We start from the raw sequence: 15,411 nt of genomic DNA, 5'->3' as shown, positions 1-15,411 counted from the left end.
CGGTCACCGCGAGCACGGAACCCCGGGATGGCGGCTCGGCCGGCCTGCGCTATCGGCTCTCGCTGAATTCGGCCTGCGCATCGAGTCCGGTGACCGCGCGGCGCACCCGGTCTCGGACCGACCGGGCGCTGAGCAGGGCGGCCGTGTCGACGGCTCCGCCGACGGTCCGCCACGCCTCGACGCCCACCGAGCCCGTCGTCCCGCCGTCGGCCGGCGTGAGTACGACCGACGTCTCCATGACCGTCCGTGATCCGGATTCGTCGCCGGCACGGAATATGAGGACGTACAACGAGCTGTCGGCGACCGGTTCCGCGGTGGTCAGCCGATAGGCGGATGCACCGTCCGGCTGGTCGGAGGCCATGTCCGCGGCGATCTGGTCGGCGACGGTGGTCACGTCTGCGGCGGTCCGGAAGGTCAGGGGATGACGGAATATCGCCTCGCCGTCGTGCCGGCGCAGCGCCCCGAACACCCGTGGGGTTTTCGCGCCCAGGACGAGCGCAAGCACGTCGGCGGCGAGCAACAGCCCGGCCACCAGCATGAACACGCCCATGCAGACGAACCGTACGCGGATCGCCCACCCGGGGACATCGACCGTTCGGCCGACACACCAGGCGCCACCGTCCGGGTCAGGTGGCTGCGGGAACCTGTCGGTCGGCGGCCGTCTTGGGCGCAACATGTTCGACGTCGTCGTCGAAATCCTTGATCCAGCAGGCGAATTCCAAGGTGATGCCGTCCGGGTCCAGGAAGTAGAAGGAGCGCACGTACACCCCCGGGTGCACGACGGCGCTGGCCTGGAATTCCGAGTCGTCGTGGTTGAGCACCGGGCCCACCCGCACGCCCTTGTCCTTGAGACGCTGCCGATAGGCGTCGAACTTGTCCGCCGGTACGTGGAAGGCCAGGTGGTTCATCGTGCTCACCGCGCTGACGATCTCGCCGATACCGGGGATGGCGACCGGTGACGAGATGCCCGGCACCCGGTCCGGCGCGTCGCGGAACCAGAAGAAGGCCACGCAGTCGCCGTTGCCGGCGTCGAAGAAGAAGTGCTGCCCCATCCCGCCGGGCAGGTCCAGGGACTTGATCAACGGCATGCCCAGGACGTTGCTGTAGAAGTCGACGGTGCGTTCCATATCCGAACACACCAGCGCCACATGGTTGATCCCGTTGAGTTCGAATTCGGTGTTGACACCGTGCGGTTTGATCACTGCAGTGGCTCCTCTGGCGAAGATCTGAAACTGAATCTAACATCAGATTCACATCCGATCCAGGCCCGACCGCGACAGGAAGCCCGCCCCGGTGTCGATCAACCCCGAGCAACCCGGTCACCGCGACCCGTTGCCCACCCACCGGGGGCGGCGCACCCAGGCCGCGATCGACGCGGCCGCCCGCGCGGTGATCGCCCGGAAAGGCGTGCTGGCCACCACCATCGCCGACATCACCACCGAGGCGGGGCGGTCCGCGGCATCGTTCTACAACTACTACGACTCCAAAGAGGCGATGGTGCGGCAGTGGGCGCTGCGCTTCCGCGACGAGGCGACCGAGCGGGCGGCCGGCGTGGTGCGGCACGGACTGTCCGATCGCGAACGGATAGCGCAGGCCGCGGCCGCGCACTGGCACACCTACCGCAACCGGCTGGCCGAGATGGTCGGAGTCTCCCAGCTGGCGATGGTCAACGACGACTTCGCCCGGTACTGGGCCGAGATCTGTGCGGTGCCCGTCGGCTATATCACCGAGACGGTCAAACGCGCCCAGGCCGAAGGGCACTGCCCCGACGACGACCCGGAACTGCTCGCGGTGGCCATCGTGTCGATGCTCAACCAGTTCTGCTACGTCCAGCTCGCCACACCCCGTGCCGGCGACGGCCCCGACGACGAGGCGTGCATCCGCACCCTGGCCAACATCTTCTATCGCGCGATCTACACCGAGGAGAGTTGCTGATCATGCGCGTGCTGGCGCACTTCGTTCCCGGCCCGAAGGTCGCCGAATTCGTTGCACCCGAGTCCGATTGGCTCGACATCCGCTGGTGCGCCGCCGACGACGACGCGACCTTCTACCGCGAGATCGCCGACGCCGAGGTGCTCTGGCATGTGCTGCGGCCGCTCTCCGGTGACGACCTGCGCGCCGGGCCGCGGCTGCGCCTGGTGCACAAGTTCGGGGTCGGCATCAACACCATCGACGTCGACGTCGCGACGCAGCACGGTATCGCGGTGGCCAACATGCCCGGCGCCAATGCGGCCTCGGTCGCCGAGGGCACCGTACTGCTGATGCTGGCGGTGCTGCGCCGGCTGCTGCCGCTGGACCGCGCCACCCGAGAACTACGCGGCTGGCCGACCGATCCCGGGCTGGGCGAACACTGCCGCGACATCGGTGGTTGCACCGTCGGGCTGATCGGATACGGCGACATCGCCCGGCAGGTGGACCGCATCGTCACCGCGATGGGGGCGACCGTGCTGCACACCAGCACCGGCGACGACGGCACCCCCGGTTGGCGCCCGCTGCCGGAACTGCTGGCCGGCGCCGACATCGTCTCGCTGCATGTACCGCTGACCGCCGCCACCGCCGGCTTGATCGACCGTGCCGCGCTGGCGCGGATGAAGCCGGATGCGGTGCTGGTCAACACCTCCCGCGGTCCGATCGTCGACGAGGCGGCCCTGGCCGAGGCGCTGGGCAGCGGGCGGTTGGCCGGGGCGGGTCTGGACGTGTTCGCCGTGGAGCCGGTCACCGGCGAGAGCCCGCTGCTCCGGCTGGACAACGTGGTGCTGACCCCGCACGTCAGTTGGTACACCGCCGACACCATGCGCCGCTACCTCGTGGCGGCCGTCGACAACTGCCGCCGGTTGCGCGATGGGCGGGACCTGACCCACGTAGTCAACCAACCGACTGGTTGTTAGATTGACCACACGCACAACCCGAAAGGCGCACCCATGCCGATAGCGATCACTTCCGAGCATCAGGACCTGGCCGATTCCGTGCGGTCCCTGCTGACGCGCGCCGTGCCGGCCGAGCTGCTGCACGAAGCGATGGACAACCCGATCGAGAACCCGCCGTCGTACTGGCGGGCCGCCGCCGAGCAGGGCCTGGCCGGGGTGCACCTGGCCGAGGACGTCGGCGGGCAGGGCTTCGGGATCCTGGAGCTGGCGGTGGTGCTGGCCGAATTCGGATACCGCGCAGTGCCCGGCCCGTTCGTGCCGTCGGCGATCGCCGGCGCGCTGATCGCGGCCGACGACCCGACGGCCGCCGCGCTGAGCGGCCTGGCCGGCGGTGAGGTGATCGCCGCCTACACCATCAACCCGGGACTGACGGCCACCGCGCAGGGGTCGGGATTGGTGGTCAGCGGCACCGCCCGCTCGGTGGCGGCCGCAGCCCAGGCGTCGTTGCTGGTGGCACCGGTGGCGGTCGGTGACGACGAGGTGTGGGTGGTGCTACCCGCCGAGGCGCTCGCGATCGAGCCCGTGCAGAGCGTCGACCCGCTGCGCCCCATCGCCCACGTGCACGCCGACGGCATCGAGGTCGAGGGCGCGGCGGTCTTGGGCAACCTCACCCCGGACCGGGCGCGCGCCCTGATCACCACGCTGCTGTCCGCCGAGGCGATCGGGGTGTCCCGGTGGGCCACCGACACCGCCGCGGAGTACGCCAAGATCCGCGAACAGTTCGGCCGGCCGATCGGCCAGTTCCAGGCCATCAAGCACAAGTGCGCGGAGATGATCGCCGACACCGAGCGCGCCACCGCCGCGGTGTGGGATGCCGCCCGGGCGATTGATGAAGCAGGCGAAAACGGTTGGGATGAAGCGGGTTCGGCGGTTCGGTTCGCCACCGCCGTGGCAGCCACCCTGGCGCCGGCCGCCGCGCAACGCTGCACCCAGGACTGCATTCAGGTGCACGGCGGTATCGGCTTCACCTGGGAGCACGACGCCGGCGTCTACTACCGGCGGGCGCTGATCCTGGCCGCCTCGTTCGGCGACCGGTCCGCCTATCCGCAGCAGGTGGTCGACACCGCCACCACCGGCGGAATGCGCAAGATCGACATCGATCTCGATCCCGACACCGAGAAGCTGCGCGCCGAGATCCGCGCCGACGTCGCCGCGCTCAAGGCCATGGGACACGACGAGCGCACGGTGGCGATCGCCGAGGGCGGCTGGGTGCTGCCGTATCTGCCCAAGCCGTGGGGTCGGGCCGCGCAGCCCATCGAGCAGATCATCATCGAGCAGGAGTTCTCGACCGGGCGGGTGCGACGCCAGGCGATGGGCATCGCCGGGTGGCTGATCCCGTCGATCGTGGCGTTCGGCACCGAGGAGCAGAAGCAGCGCCTGCTGCCGCCGACGCTGCGCGGCGAACTGGTGTGGTGCCAGCTGTTCTCCGAGCCCGGCGCGGGTTCGGACCTGGCCAGCCTGACCACCAAGGCCACCAAGGTCGACGGGGGCTGGCGGATCAGCGGCCAGAAGATCTGGACCTCTGCCGCGCAGTTCTCCCAGTGGGGCGCCCTGTTGGCCCGCACCGACCCGAGCGCCCCCAAGCACGACGGCATCACCTACTTCCTGCTGGACATGAAGAGTGAGGGCGTGACCGTCAGCCCGCTGCGTGAGCTCACCGGCGGGGCGATGTTCAACACGGTCTTCATCGATGACGTCTTCATCCCCGACGAGCTGGTGCTCGGCGAGGTGAACCGGGGCTGGGAGGTCAGCCGCAACACGCTGACCGCCGAGCGGGTATCGATCGGCGGCTCGGAGATGCCGTTCCTGGCCAGCCTGGACGGCTTCGTGGAGTTCGTCCGCGACAACCCGTGCGATCAGGGCGAGCAGCGCCAGGCCGGCCGGCTGATCGCCGAGGGCCACGCCGCCAAGCTGCTCAACCTGCGCTCGACGCTGCTGACGTTGGCGGGAAAGGATCCGATGCCGGCGGCGGCGGTGTCCAAGCTGCTGAGCATGCGCACCGGCCAGGGCTACGCCGAGTTCGCGGTGGGCACCTTCGCCGGTGACGCCGCGATCGGTGACAACACCCAGTTGCCGGGCAAGTGGGCGGATTACCTGTTGATGAGCCGCGCCACCACCATCTACGGCGGCACCTCGGAGGTGCAGCTCAACATCATCGCCGAGCGGCTGCTGGGCCTGCCCCGCGACCCGTAGCGGCTCGCCCGGCCTACAGGTCGCGCAGTTCGCGCTTCAGGATCTTGCCGGTGGGGTTGCGCGGCAACTCGTCGAGGAAGACCACCTCACGCGGCACCTTGTAACGGGCCAGGTGCTCCTTGACGTAGACCTTGATGGTCTCCTCGTCGACGTCCGAGCCCTCCTTGCGCACCACGAAGGCCCGCAGCCGGGCACCCCACTCCTTGTCGTCGACACCCAGTGCGGTCGCCTCGACCACATCGGGGTGACCGCTGATCAGGTCTTCGACCTCGGCCGGGAAGACGTTCTCGCCACCGGAGACGATCATCTCGTCGTCGCGACCGGACACATACAGCAGTCCGCGCTCGTCGAAGTAGCCGACGTCGCCGGAGGACAGCAGGCCGTCGATGATCTGCTTGCCGCCGCCGCCGGTGTAGCCCTCGAACGGGAAGAAGTTGCCGACGAAGATCCGCCCGACCTGACCCTGGGGCAGTTCGTTGCCGTTGTCGTCGAGGATGCGGACCTTGACGCCCTTGACCACCGGTCCCACCGTCGCGGGGTTGTGCGCCAGGTCCGCGGGACCGGCGATGGTGGCGAAGGCGACCTCGGTGGAGCCGTACATGTTGTAGATGACCGGCCCGAGATCCTTCATGGCCCGGGTCGCCAGTTCGGCGCCGAGCTGCGAACCGGAGACGAACACGATCCGCAGCGCCGACAGGTCCGGTTTGGGGCTGGTCTTCTCCAGCTGGTCGAGGATCCGGGACAGCATGACCGGCACGACGACCATGCCCGTCACCTTGTGCTTCTCCAGATCCTCCAGCACGGTGGCCGGCTTGAAGCGCCGGCGCAGCACCAACGTCGAACCGAAGAACATCGCCAGGGTGCCGTGCAGGTAGCCCAGCGCATGGAACATCGGCGACGGCAGCGATGTCACCTCACCGCCGCGGAACGGGACGTGCGACAGAATTCCGCCGATCGGCGCCAGCGTGGGCGGGGTGCTGCGGTTGGCGCCCTTGGGTGTGCCGGTGGTGCCGGACGTCAGGATGATGATCGAGGCGTGCTTGGTGATCTTGGGCGCCGGGGCCTTGCTGCTACGCGCGATCAGCTGCGCCAGCGTCTCGTCGGCGCTGCCGGACGGTTCCTCGGTGTCCGGGTTGACGCCCAGCGCGCGCAGTTTGCCCAGCACCGGTTCGGCCTGCGCCACGGCTGCGGTGTACTCGTCGTCGTAGATGATCAGTTTGGCGCCTTCGCGTTCGGAGACGTCCTTGATCTGCGGGCCGGAGAATTCGCTGTTCAGCAGGATCAGCCGCGCTCCGACCCGCGCGCAGCCGTAGTTGGCGATCAGGAACCAGCGGTGGTTGCGGGCCAGGATCGCCACGCCGTCACCGCCGCGTACACCCATCTCGAGCAGGCCGTTGGCCACCGCGTTGACGGCGTCGTCGAGTTCTTTGAACGTGATCGAGCCGTCGTCGTCGATGACGGCGACGCCGTTGGGGTTACGGCGCGCGTTGAGCGCCGGGATCATCCCGAGCTCACCCCAACGCGCCCCGTCGGCCAGCGCACTGGCGATGACCCGCGGGGACTCCAACTTCAGCGCGCCCGACTGCAGGATCTTGCGCAGATAGTGCAGCTCGGCGGAACCGCGTTCGAAATAGCGACCGAGCTTGTCGACGGCCTGGCCGGGCAGGTCAGTGAGCTTCGCCATGAGACAACCTTATGTGACGCAGCTCGCCGCCGGAGGCGCTACTCGCCCAGTAACCGACTCTGCCGACCGTATGACGCGAACTCGGCATCCAGCGCCAGCTTGTCGTCCTCGGTCATTTGCCGGTAGTCGGGTGCTCCCCGCCCGGCCCAGCGGTACACCGGATCCTCGGTGCGCCAGCGGGCAGCCTGTAACTCGCGCTTGAGCACCTTGTTCGAACCGGTGACGGGCAGGCCCGTCGAGATCCGCAGGAACCGCGGGATGCCCTTGCCGCCCAGGTCGGGTTGGGCGGCGAGAAAATCGGCGAAGGCCGCGACGTCGAACCCGTCGGTGTCGGCGACCTCGACCGCGCCCATCACCTGGTCCCCGGAGCGGGGATCGGGCACCGCGTAGACACCGGCGCTGATCACCGCCGGGTGCCGGCGCAGCACCCGCTCGATGGTCAGCGCGGAGATGTTCTCGCCGTCCACCCGGATCCAGTCGCCGCGGCGGCCGGCGAAATACAGGAACCCCGCCGGGTCGCAGTAACCGAGGTCCCCGGTCCAGTACCAGCCGTCGCGGACCTTCTCGGCGTCGGCGGCGTCGTTGCGGTAGTAGCCCTCGAAATCACGGGCCCCGGTCCGATCCACGATCTCGCCGACCGCGGCGTCGGCGTTGAGCACCCGGCCGTGCACGTCGAGCTGCGCCGGCGGGCACTCGGCACGGGTCACCGGATCCACCACGGCGATCCCGGCGTGCGCCGGGCGGCCCAACGCCCCCGGCGGCGCATCCGGGTCGGGCACCGCGGCGTTGCCACCTTCGCTGGATCCGTAGCCCTCGTGCAGCACGGCGCCGAAACGGCGGGCGAACTCCGCCTGATCCTGCGGCGACGCCTCGGTCCCGAAACCGCGGACCAGGGGGTTGTCGATGTCGTCGGGCTGCTCGGCGGTGGCCATCAGGTAGCCCAGCGCCTTACCCACATAGGTGAAGTAGGTCGCACCGAAGTACCGCACGTCGGGCAGGAACTGCGACGCGGAGAACTTGGGGGTCAGACAGACCGTGGCGCCGACTGCCAGCGCGGGCGCCCACAGCGCCATGATCGCGTTGCCGTGGAACAGCGGCATACAGCAGTAGTCCACGTCGTCGCGGACGTGGCCGTACTTGGCGACCGCGCTCTCGGCGATCCGGACCAGCCGGCCCTGACTGCATTTGACGGCCTTGGAGACTCCGGTGGTGCCGGAGGTGAACAGCAACAGCAACAGCGACTCCGCACCCACCCCCGGGGCCGCGGCGGGCTGCGCGCCCCGGTGGGTCTCGATCAGGGTGGCGTAGTCGGGGCTGTCCACGACCAGGAAGCGCCGCGGCTCCAACCCGTGATCCAGGCCGGAAAGCCGGTCCATCCCGGCCGCGTCGGTCACCACGAGCTGGCAGTCGGCGTGCCGGATCTGCGCGGCGAGTTCGGCATCGCCGCGGGTGGGATTGATCCCGACGATGACGGCGCCGGCAAGCGCTCCGGCTCCGAGCCAGAACACGAAGTCTTCGACGTTGTCCAGCAGCACCCCGATGTGAAAGGGCCCCTCACGCCGCAGCGCCGAGGCCAATGCGGCCCGGGCGGCCGATTCGCGCACCACCGCATCCCAGGTCCAATCCTGTTGGCGGGTACGCAGTCCCGGGCGCTCATCGCCGAGCCGCGCGAGCAACAGGCCGGCGATGCCGCTGGAATCGACGCTCATCAGCGCAGCGTACCCAGCGGCCGGCCATCTAGTTGCGTCAACAACTACATTCCGCATACCGGCGTCGGCGGAGCGTCAATAGAACCGACACTTCCGCCGAATCGGATATATCTCCACCCGATACATGTTAGTTTCCCGGTCAATCACTTCTGAAGGTCCGCAGGAAGGAAGCCGATGGCCGCCCAAGCACCCGGCATCGAGGTCGCAGCGCTGATCGACATACCCGACAACGCCCCGTTCGCCGCCCACGCCGCCGGGGTGGACCTGGTGCTCATCCGCCGCGGCACGACGATCTCGGCCCTGCACGGCCGCTGCGCACACCGCGGCGCACTGCTGGCCGACGGCCACCTCGAGGGCGATCTGGTGGTGTGCGACGTGCACGGCTGGCGCTATCACGTCGAGACCGGCATCTCACCGGTCAATCCCGCGGTCGCGCTGGCGACGTTCCCGGCCTGGGCCTCCGCCGGCACCGTGTACGTCGACCGCGCCGCGGTCACCGAGTTCGCCCGAACCCACCCACAGGCCCACGGCGACGACGGCTATCAGGGCCGCTGGGCGCGACCCACCGATACCGACGCGGAACCGTTCAACACCACGATCCACGAACTCGCCCGCAACGGGTTGAGCAAGGTCGGAAAACACGGGCCGACCGCGGCGATGGGCGTTCCACGCACCGACCTGCCGTCCTGGGACTCGATTCAGCTGGTGACCGCACAGTTGGCCCGGCTGCCGCTGCTCGACGAGGAACCGGTGAGCACCGAAACGGTCATCGGCCCGACCGCGCGACGACCACTGGTCCTCGACATCCCGATCTTCGTCAGCGACATGAGTTTCGGTGCGCTGTCCCAGGAGGCCAAGACCGCTCTGGCCGCCGGCGCCCAGCTCGCCGGGACCGGCATCTGCTCCGGCGAAGGCGGCATGCTGCCCGAGGAACAACAGGAGAACTCCCGGTACTTCTACGAGCTGGCCTCCGGCCGCTTCGGGTGGAGCTTCGAGCATCTGGACAAGGTGCAGGCGTTTCATTTCAAGGGCGGGCAGGGGGCCAAAACCGGTACCGGCGGGCATCTTCCCGGGAGCAAGGTGGTGGGCCGGATCGCCGAGGTGCGCGGCCTGCCACCGGGCACGGCCGCGATCTCACCGGCCCGGTTTCCGGACTGGACCGCCCTGGCACAGTTCAAGGAATTCGCCGCGCAGGTCCGCGAGGTGTCCGGCGGGATCCCGGTCGGCTACAAACTCAGCGCCCAACACATCGAGCACGACCTCGACGCCGCGATGGAGATCGGCGTCGACTACCTCATCCTGGACGGCCGGGGCGGCGGAACAGGATCGGCCCCAACGATTTTCCGCGACAACATCTCGGTCCCCACCATCCCGGCGCTGGCCCGGGCACGTCGACACCTGGACCGCAGTCACAGCCCGATCACCCTGGCGGTGACCGGCGGAATCCGCACCCCCGCGGACATGGTCAAAGCCCTGGCCCTGGGCGCCGATGCGATCGGGATCGCCAACGTCGCGATCCAGGCGATCGGCTGCGTGGGCATGCGCGCCTGCCACACCAACACCTGCCCGGTCGGGATCGCCACCCAGGATCCGCGACTGCGGGCGCGACTGCCGGTGACCGCGGCCGCCGAACGCCTGGAACGCTACCTGCGTTCGGCGGTCGAGCTGATGGTCGTGCTGGCCCGGGCCTGCGGCCACCGCAGTCTCGGCGACTTCGGCCTCGACGATCTGACCACCTTCAACCGTGACTTCGCCTACCTCAGCGGAGTCCCCTACGCGGGAGTGACACCACTGTGAGCGACGAACTCCACCCCGAAACCGAAGACCCGAAGCTGTTCTGGCACAAGGTCGCCGAACTCGACGATCTCGATGAGGGCCAGGTGGCGTCCTGCCCGGCCGGACTCAAGACGGTGGCCCTGACCAAGCTGCACGGACGCTACGGCGCCGTCGACAACCGCTGCCCGCACCAAGGCGGACCATTGGGCCAGGGCACCGTGGAGAACGACAAGATCCGTTGCCCCTGGCACGGTTTCGACTTCGACCCGTTCACCGGGCAGGCCGCCGGCGGGCCGAAATTCGGTGTCCCGACCTACCCGGTGCAGGTCCGCGACGACGGCATCTACGTCGGCACACCGCAACCGGCCCCGGCCGAACGCACGGTCAGCGACGTGTTGATCGAAACCATGACCGCGTGGGGCGTCGACACGGTTTTCGGGATGGTCGGTCATTCCAACCTCGGAATCGCCGAAGCGATGCACCGCGCCGAGACCGCCGGCACGCTCAGGTATTTCGGCATCCGCCACGAGGGGGCCGCCGCATTCGCCGCCGCCGCTTACGGCAAACTCACCGGCCGGCCCGCGGCCTGTTTCGGCATCGCCGGGCCGGGGTCGACGAACCTGTTGACCGGGCTCTACGACGCCAAGGCCGATCGGGCACCGGTGCTGGCCCTGTCCGGCAACGTCGAATCGGCGGTCGCCGGCAAAGGCGCGTTTCAAGACATCGACCTGCTGGCGGCGTTCGCCGACGTCACCGTCTATTCGGAGATGGTGCGTGCCGGATCGCAACACGGCGAGCTGATGACCCTGGCCCTCAAGAACGCCATTCTGCAGCGCGGGGTGGCCCACCTGGTGGTGCCCGATGAAGTCCAGATCCTGCCCGCACCCGATCAGCGGGCCTCCGGCCCGGCGGGACGGATGCCCGACCTGCGCGTCGCCCCACCGGCCGCGCCGCTGGACCAGGCCCTGGCGCAGATCGCGACCGCCACCCGCCCGGTGATCATCGTCGGCGCCGGGGCGAAGTTCGACATGCCGGCGGTCGTCGCGTTGGCCGAACGCCTGCAGGCTCCGGTGCTGACCACGTTCAAGGCCAAAGGCCAGATCTCCGACGCGCACCCGCTGGCCTGCGGCGCGCTGGGCCGATCGGGTACGCCGGTCGCGTCCTGGATGATGAACAAGGCCGACCTGCTGCTGGTGTTCGGTGCGTCGTTCTCCAACCACACCGGGATCTCGCCGTTCAAGCCGGTCGTGCAGGTCGACACCGATCCACTGGCGCTGGGCCGATTCAATCCGGTGACGGTTCCGGTGCTCGGCGATGTGGGAGTCACGGCCGCCGCCCTCGGCGACCGACTCCGGGTGCATCCGGACCTGGTCGACCAGCGCGCGGAGGTCGCCGAGCGATGGTCGGTGTGGCGGGCGGAGAAGACCCGCCGGGCCGCCCGACTCCCGGGCGGACGCGTCGCCGCGGCGGCGGTCTTCGCCGAGCTCGGTCGCCTGGTCCCCGACAACGCGGTGCTCACCGTCGACGTGGGCAACCACGCCTATTCGTTCGGGCGCTACTTCGAGACCAAAGATCAGCAGTCCGTGCTGATGTCGGGCTACCTGGGTTCGATCGGCTTCGGCTTCCCCGCCGCGATGGGCGCGTGGGCCGCCGCCCCCGACCGTCCGGTCGTCGCCGTCACCGGCGACGGCGGTTTCGGTCAGTACCTCGCCGAACTCACCACCGCGGTCAAGTACGGGATGAACATCACCCACATCCTGCTCAACAACAACGAGCTCGGCAAGATCACCCAGGAACAGCGCAGCTCCGAATACGAGGTGTGGCAGACCTCGCTGCTCAACCCCGACTTCGCCGCGTACGCACGCGATTGCGGCGCATTCGGCCGGCAGGTCGACGACCCGTCACAGTTGTCCACCGTGATCGCCGACGCCCTGGCCCATCCCGGCCCGGCACTGGTCGAGATCGTGACCGACCCCCGGTCGACCTAGCCGACCGGCTCAGTTGATGGTGATGCCGCCGTCGACCGCGATGGTCTGCCCGGTGACGTAACCACCGGCGGCCGACGCCAGCCACACCGCCGTGGCCGCCAGTTCTTCCGGGTCACCCATCCGGCCCAGCACCATCCGCGACGCCTGGCTCTCCAGGTAGCCGGGGCGGTACTGCTCGGTCATCTCCGAGGCGAAGAAGCCCGGTGCGATCGCGTTGACGCGGATCCCCTTGCGGCTGCCCCACTGCTGCGCCAGGTCCCGGGTCAGGCCGATCAGGCCGGCCTTGCTGGCGGCGTAGGCCGCCTGCGGCAGGCCCGCGGTGGTCAGGCCCAGGATGCTGGAGATGTTGACGATCGACGACCCCGGTCCCATCACCCGGCCGCAGGCCTGCGCCGCCCAGTACGCGCCGTTGAGGTTGATGTCGATCACTTCCCGGAACTGCTCGGGGGTCTCCCGGGTCGCCGGATGTGCCGTCCCGATGCCGGCGTTGTTGATCAGCACGTCGACCCGCCCGAACCGCTCCATGGCGGCCTCGACCATGTGGGTGGCCGCCGCCGGGTCGGCGATGTCGGTCGCCACCGGCAGTGCGGCACGTCCGGTCGCGGCGACCAGTTCGGCCGCCTCCGCGAGCCGGTCCACCCGCCGTGCCGCCAGCACCACGTCCGCCCCGGCTTCGGCGAACGCCCGGGCGAAATACACCCCCAGGCCCGAGGATGCCCCGGTCACCACGACGACCTTGCCGTCCATCCGGAACTTGTCCAGTACGCTCACCCGACTCACCTTTCTCGACCGTGACCGGTCACGTCAACGCCTTGAGTGCCGCGGCGATGAATTCCGGCGCGGCCTGTGCTGCCTCCCCGGCGTTCTGCACGTCGCCCGCGCCGTGCAGGGCCCGGTGGGTGATGCCCTCGGCGATCACCCCGATCTTGAAGTTCGCCAGCGCGAGGTAGAAGTTCCAGGCGCCCAGATCGCGACCGGACAGTTGCGCATACTGCTCGGCGAGGCTGTCGGCCGACGGCAGGCGCGGGCTGGTCCACGCGGCGGGATGCCCGAAGACCCGGTCGAAGGCCGGTGACCGGTAGACGCACATCAGCGCGATGTCGGTCAGCGGGTCGCCGAGGGTGGACAGCTCCCAGTCCACCACGGCCCGGATGACCTCGGCGCGGTCCGGGTCGCAGATGGTGTTGTCGATGCGGAAATCCCCGTGCACGATCGCGTGCTGCGACGCCGACGGCAGGGCTTCGGCAAGTGCCGCAGCCAGTTTGGTGACGTCGCCGCTGATCGGGTCGTCGGCGTCGCGGGTCTTGACCAGGTCCCACTGGCGGGCCCACAGCCGTACCTGGCGCTCCAGGAAGCCGTCGGGACGGCCGAACGATTCCAGGCCGACGGCGCGGTAGTCGACCGCGTGCAGGTCCACCAGCACCCGCACCAGCGCCGAGGCGTTGGCGGACAGTTCGGCATCGGTGAGGGTGTCCAGGTCGTCTTTGTGCCGGTAGACGCTGCCGGTGACGAACTCCGTCACGGTCATCGGTGCACCGCAGACGACGCCGTCCGCGTCCAGCGCAACCGGCCGGGCGATCGGCACCCCGGTGCCGTAGAGCTTGTCGGTGACGGCGAATTCGCGGCCCATGTCGTGCGCCGACGGGGTCAGGCCGGCCAGCGGGGGCCGACGGACCACCCATGCCGACGCATCATCGCTGACCTTGAACGTCAGGTTCGACCGGCCGCCGGAGATCAGTTCGACGGCGAGATCACCGTGGACCGGAACACCTTGGGCCACCAGGTATTCGCGCAGGGCGACCGGGTCGAGGGCCTGGTCGGTCACTGCGGGCCGTCCTTGAGCGCGCGCCGGGCGGCACCGAGGCGCCGCTTGGCGAGGGCCCAGCGGTGCACCTCCGAGGGGCCGTCGTAGACCCGGAACGGACGCACCTCGCGGGAGAGCCGGGCGGGCGGCAGGTCTTCGGTGACCCCGAGCGCCCCGCACATCTGCACACTGCGGTCGACGATCCGGAAGATCGCCTCGGCGGCGAACGTCTTGGCGATCGAGGTGGCGTCGCCGGCGGTGGAGCCCTGGTCCAGTTCCCAGCAGGCCCGCACCAGCAGCGCCCGGGTGGCCGCGATGTCGATTTCGTTGTCGGCCACCATGTTCTGGATCATGCCCAGGTCGCCGAGCGTCGATCCGAACGCCTGACGCTGCACCACGTGCGCCAGCGCGGTGTCGTGACCGCGCCGGGCCGCACCCAGCCAGCGCATGACGTGCGTCATCCGGGCCGGGCCGAGCCGGACCTGGGCGTATTCGAAGCCGCGGTCCACCTCGCCGAGCACCGCTTCGTCGGGCACCCGGACGTCGTCGAAGAACACCTCGCAGTGACCGCCCACCATGGAGCGGTCCAGCGTCGGGATGTGCCGGCCGACGGTCAGACCGGCGGTGTCGGCGGGCACCAGGAACATGGTGGCGCCGCCGCGCTGCCCGGCTTCCCCGGAGGTGCGGGCCATGACGATGAAGAATCCGGCGCCGTCGGCGCCGGTGATGTACCACTTGCGGCCGGTGATGTACCAGTCCCCGGACCGGCGTTCGGCCCTGGTGGCCAGCGCCGACGGGTCCGACCCCGCGCCCGGCGAGGGTTCGGTCATCGCGAAGGCCGACCGCACGTCACCGGCGGCCAGCGGCGCGAGGTACTGCGCCTTCTGGGCGGGGCTGGCGACCTCGGCCAGCAGGTGCACGTTGCCTTCGTCCGGGGCGGCGATGTTGACCGCCGACGGCCCGAACAGCGAGTAGCCGGCGGCTTCGAACACCGGTGCCCGATCGGACATGTTCAACCCCAGCCCGCCGTATTCGACCGGGGCGTGCGGGGCGAAGACCCCGGCCTCGCGGGCGGCGGCCTGCAGTTCCTTGACCACGGCGTCCCCGCCCGCCGCGGCGATGTCGCCGCCGTGGGCGTCCTCGACCGGCAGCACCACGTCCTCGACGAACGCCCGGGTCTTGTCGACAAGCGCCGACACTTCCGGCGCGTAGTTCAACTCGATCGCCATGTCACCTCCACATTGACCGACCGATCGCTCGGCCCGAACACTACGGACTGTGGCACAACGGGCGATTTTTCGTCAAAAAATACCGTATCGGGCGACTTCCC

12 protein-coding genes are annotated in these 15,411 nt (G+C 69.5%); 5 read left to right on the top strand and 7 right to left on the bottom strand.

Annotation, left to right across the window (positions count from 1 at the left end; translation table 11 throughout):
• Window positions 1-49: 49 nt before the first annotated feature.
• Both RCP38_RS01110 and RCP38_RS01105 read right to left on the bottom strand, forming a co-directional pair.
• Window positions 50-550, bottom strand: coding sequence for a hypothetical protein (locus RCP38_RS01110; protein ID WP_308474870.1), 501 nt, complete (start codon window positions 548-550; stop codon window positions 50-52).
• A 76-nt stretch (window positions 551-626) separates the two neighbouring features.
• On the bottom strand, window positions 627-1,202 hold the full coding sequence (locus tag RCP38_RS01105) for a VOC family protein (RefSeq protein WP_308474869.1): 576 nt from the start codon (window positions 1,200-1,202) through the stop codon (window positions 627-629).
• Between the two features lie 91 nt (window positions 1,203-1,293).
• Between RCP38_RS01105 and RCP38_RS01100 the strand changes: the two genes are divergently transcribed.
• The 3 genes from RCP38_RS01100 to RCP38_RS01090 are packed head-to-tail and all read left to right on the top strand — an operon-like array spanning window position 1,294 to window position 5,120.
• Window positions 1,294-1,935 carry a TetR/AcrR family transcriptional regulator gene (locus RCP38_RS01100; RefSeq protein WP_308474868.1) on the top strand — a complete coding sequence of 214 codons (642 nt, stop codon included), beginning with the start codon at window positions 1,294-1,296 and terminating at the stop codon, window positions 1,933-1,935.
• Between the two features lie 2 nt (window positions 1,936-1,937).
• Window positions 1,938-2,888, top strand: a complete 951-nt coding sequence (locus tag RCP38_RS01095; RefSeq protein WP_308477458.1) for a 2-hydroxyacid dehydrogenase — start codon at window positions 1,938-1,940, stop codon at window positions 2,886-2,888.
• 33 nt (window positions 2,889-2,921) lie between these two features.
• On the top strand, window positions 2,922-5,120 hold the full coding sequence (locus RCP38_RS01090; RefSeq protein WP_308474867.1) for an acyl-CoA dehydrogenase: 2,199 nt from the start codon (window positions 2,922-2,924) through the stop codon (window positions 5,118-5,120).
• A 13-nt stretch (window positions 5,121-5,133) separates the two neighbouring features.
• Here the strand turns inward: RCP38_RS01090 and fadD2 are convergent, their stop codons facing one another.
• The gene (gene fadD2 / locus RCP38_RS01085; RefSeq protein WP_308474866.1) at window positions 5,134-6,804 is read right to left on the bottom strand and encodes a long-chain-fatty-acid--CoA ligase FadD2; all 1,671 of its coding nucleotides are present in this window, start codon (window positions 6,802-6,804) and stop codon (window positions 5,134-5,136) included.
• Window positions 6,805-6,842: 38 nt separating this feature from the next.
• Entirely contained in the window at window positions 6,843-8,513 is a 1,671-nt protein-coding gene (gene casI / locus RCP38_RS01080; protein WP_308474865.1) for a steroid-22-oyl-CoA synthetase, read from the bottom strand.
• A gap of 174 nt (window positions 8,514-8,687) precedes the next feature.
• Here casI and RCP38_RS01075 point away from each other — a divergent pair, with 174 nt between their 5' ends.
• Together RCP38_RS01075 and RCP38_RS01070 are read left to right on the top strand one after the other, a co-directional pair.
• Complete coding sequence (locus RCP38_RS01075) at window positions 8,688-10,310, top strand: glutamate synthase-related protein (RefSeq protein ID WP_308474864.1); 1,623 nt, start codon at window positions 8,688-8,690, stop codon at window positions 10,308-10,310.
• Window positions 10,307-12,277, top strand: coding sequence for a thiamine pyrophosphate-dependent enzyme (locus RCP38_RS01070; protein ID WP_308474863.1), 1,971 nt, complete (start codon window positions 10,307-10,309; stop codon window positions 12,275-12,277). Before RCP38_RS01075 ends, RCP38_RS01070 begins: the two co-directional genes overlap by 4 nt.
• A 9-nt stretch (window positions 12,278-12,286) precedes the next feature.
• Here RCP38_RS01070 and RCP38_RS01065 read toward each other — a convergent pair whose 3' ends face one another.
• The 3 genes from RCP38_RS01065 to RCP38_RS01055 are packed head-to-tail and all read right to left on the bottom strand — an operon-like array spanning window position 12,287 to window position 15,310.
• Window positions 12,287-13,048: an SDR family NAD(P)-dependent oxidoreductase gene (locus RCP38_RS01065; RefSeq protein ID WP_308474862.1), complete on the bottom strand. Its 762-nt coding sequence runs from the start codon at window positions 13,046-13,048 to the stop codon at window positions 12,287-12,289.
• Between the two features lie 28 nt (window positions 13,049-13,076).
• Window positions 13,077-14,102 (bottom strand): phosphotransferase family protein, encoded by a 1,026-nt coding sequence (locus RCP38_RS01060; protein ID WP_308474861.1) that lies wholly within the window; start codon window positions 14,100-14,102, stop codon window positions 13,077-13,079.
• Window positions 14,099-15,310, bottom strand: coding sequence for an acyl-CoA dehydrogenase family protein (locus RCP38_RS01055; protein ID WP_308474860.1), 1,212 nt, complete (start codon window positions 15,308-15,310; stop codon window positions 14,099-14,101). The genes RCP38_RS01060 and RCP38_RS01055 overlap by 4 nt, the downstream gene beginning before the upstream one ends.
• Between the last annotated feature and the right edge of the window lie 101 nt (window positions 15,311-15,411).

Origin of the sequence: Mycolicibacter sp. MU0083 (assembly GCF_963378075.1) — a bacterium.
In the GTDB taxonomy this organism is placed as follows: Bacteria; Actinomycetota; Actinomycetes; order Mycobacteriales; family Mycobacteriaceae; genus Mycobacterium; species Mycobacterium kokjensenii.
Note: the sequence above shows the minus strand (reverse complement) of the source record. Positions and strands in the feature narration are given on the sequence as shown.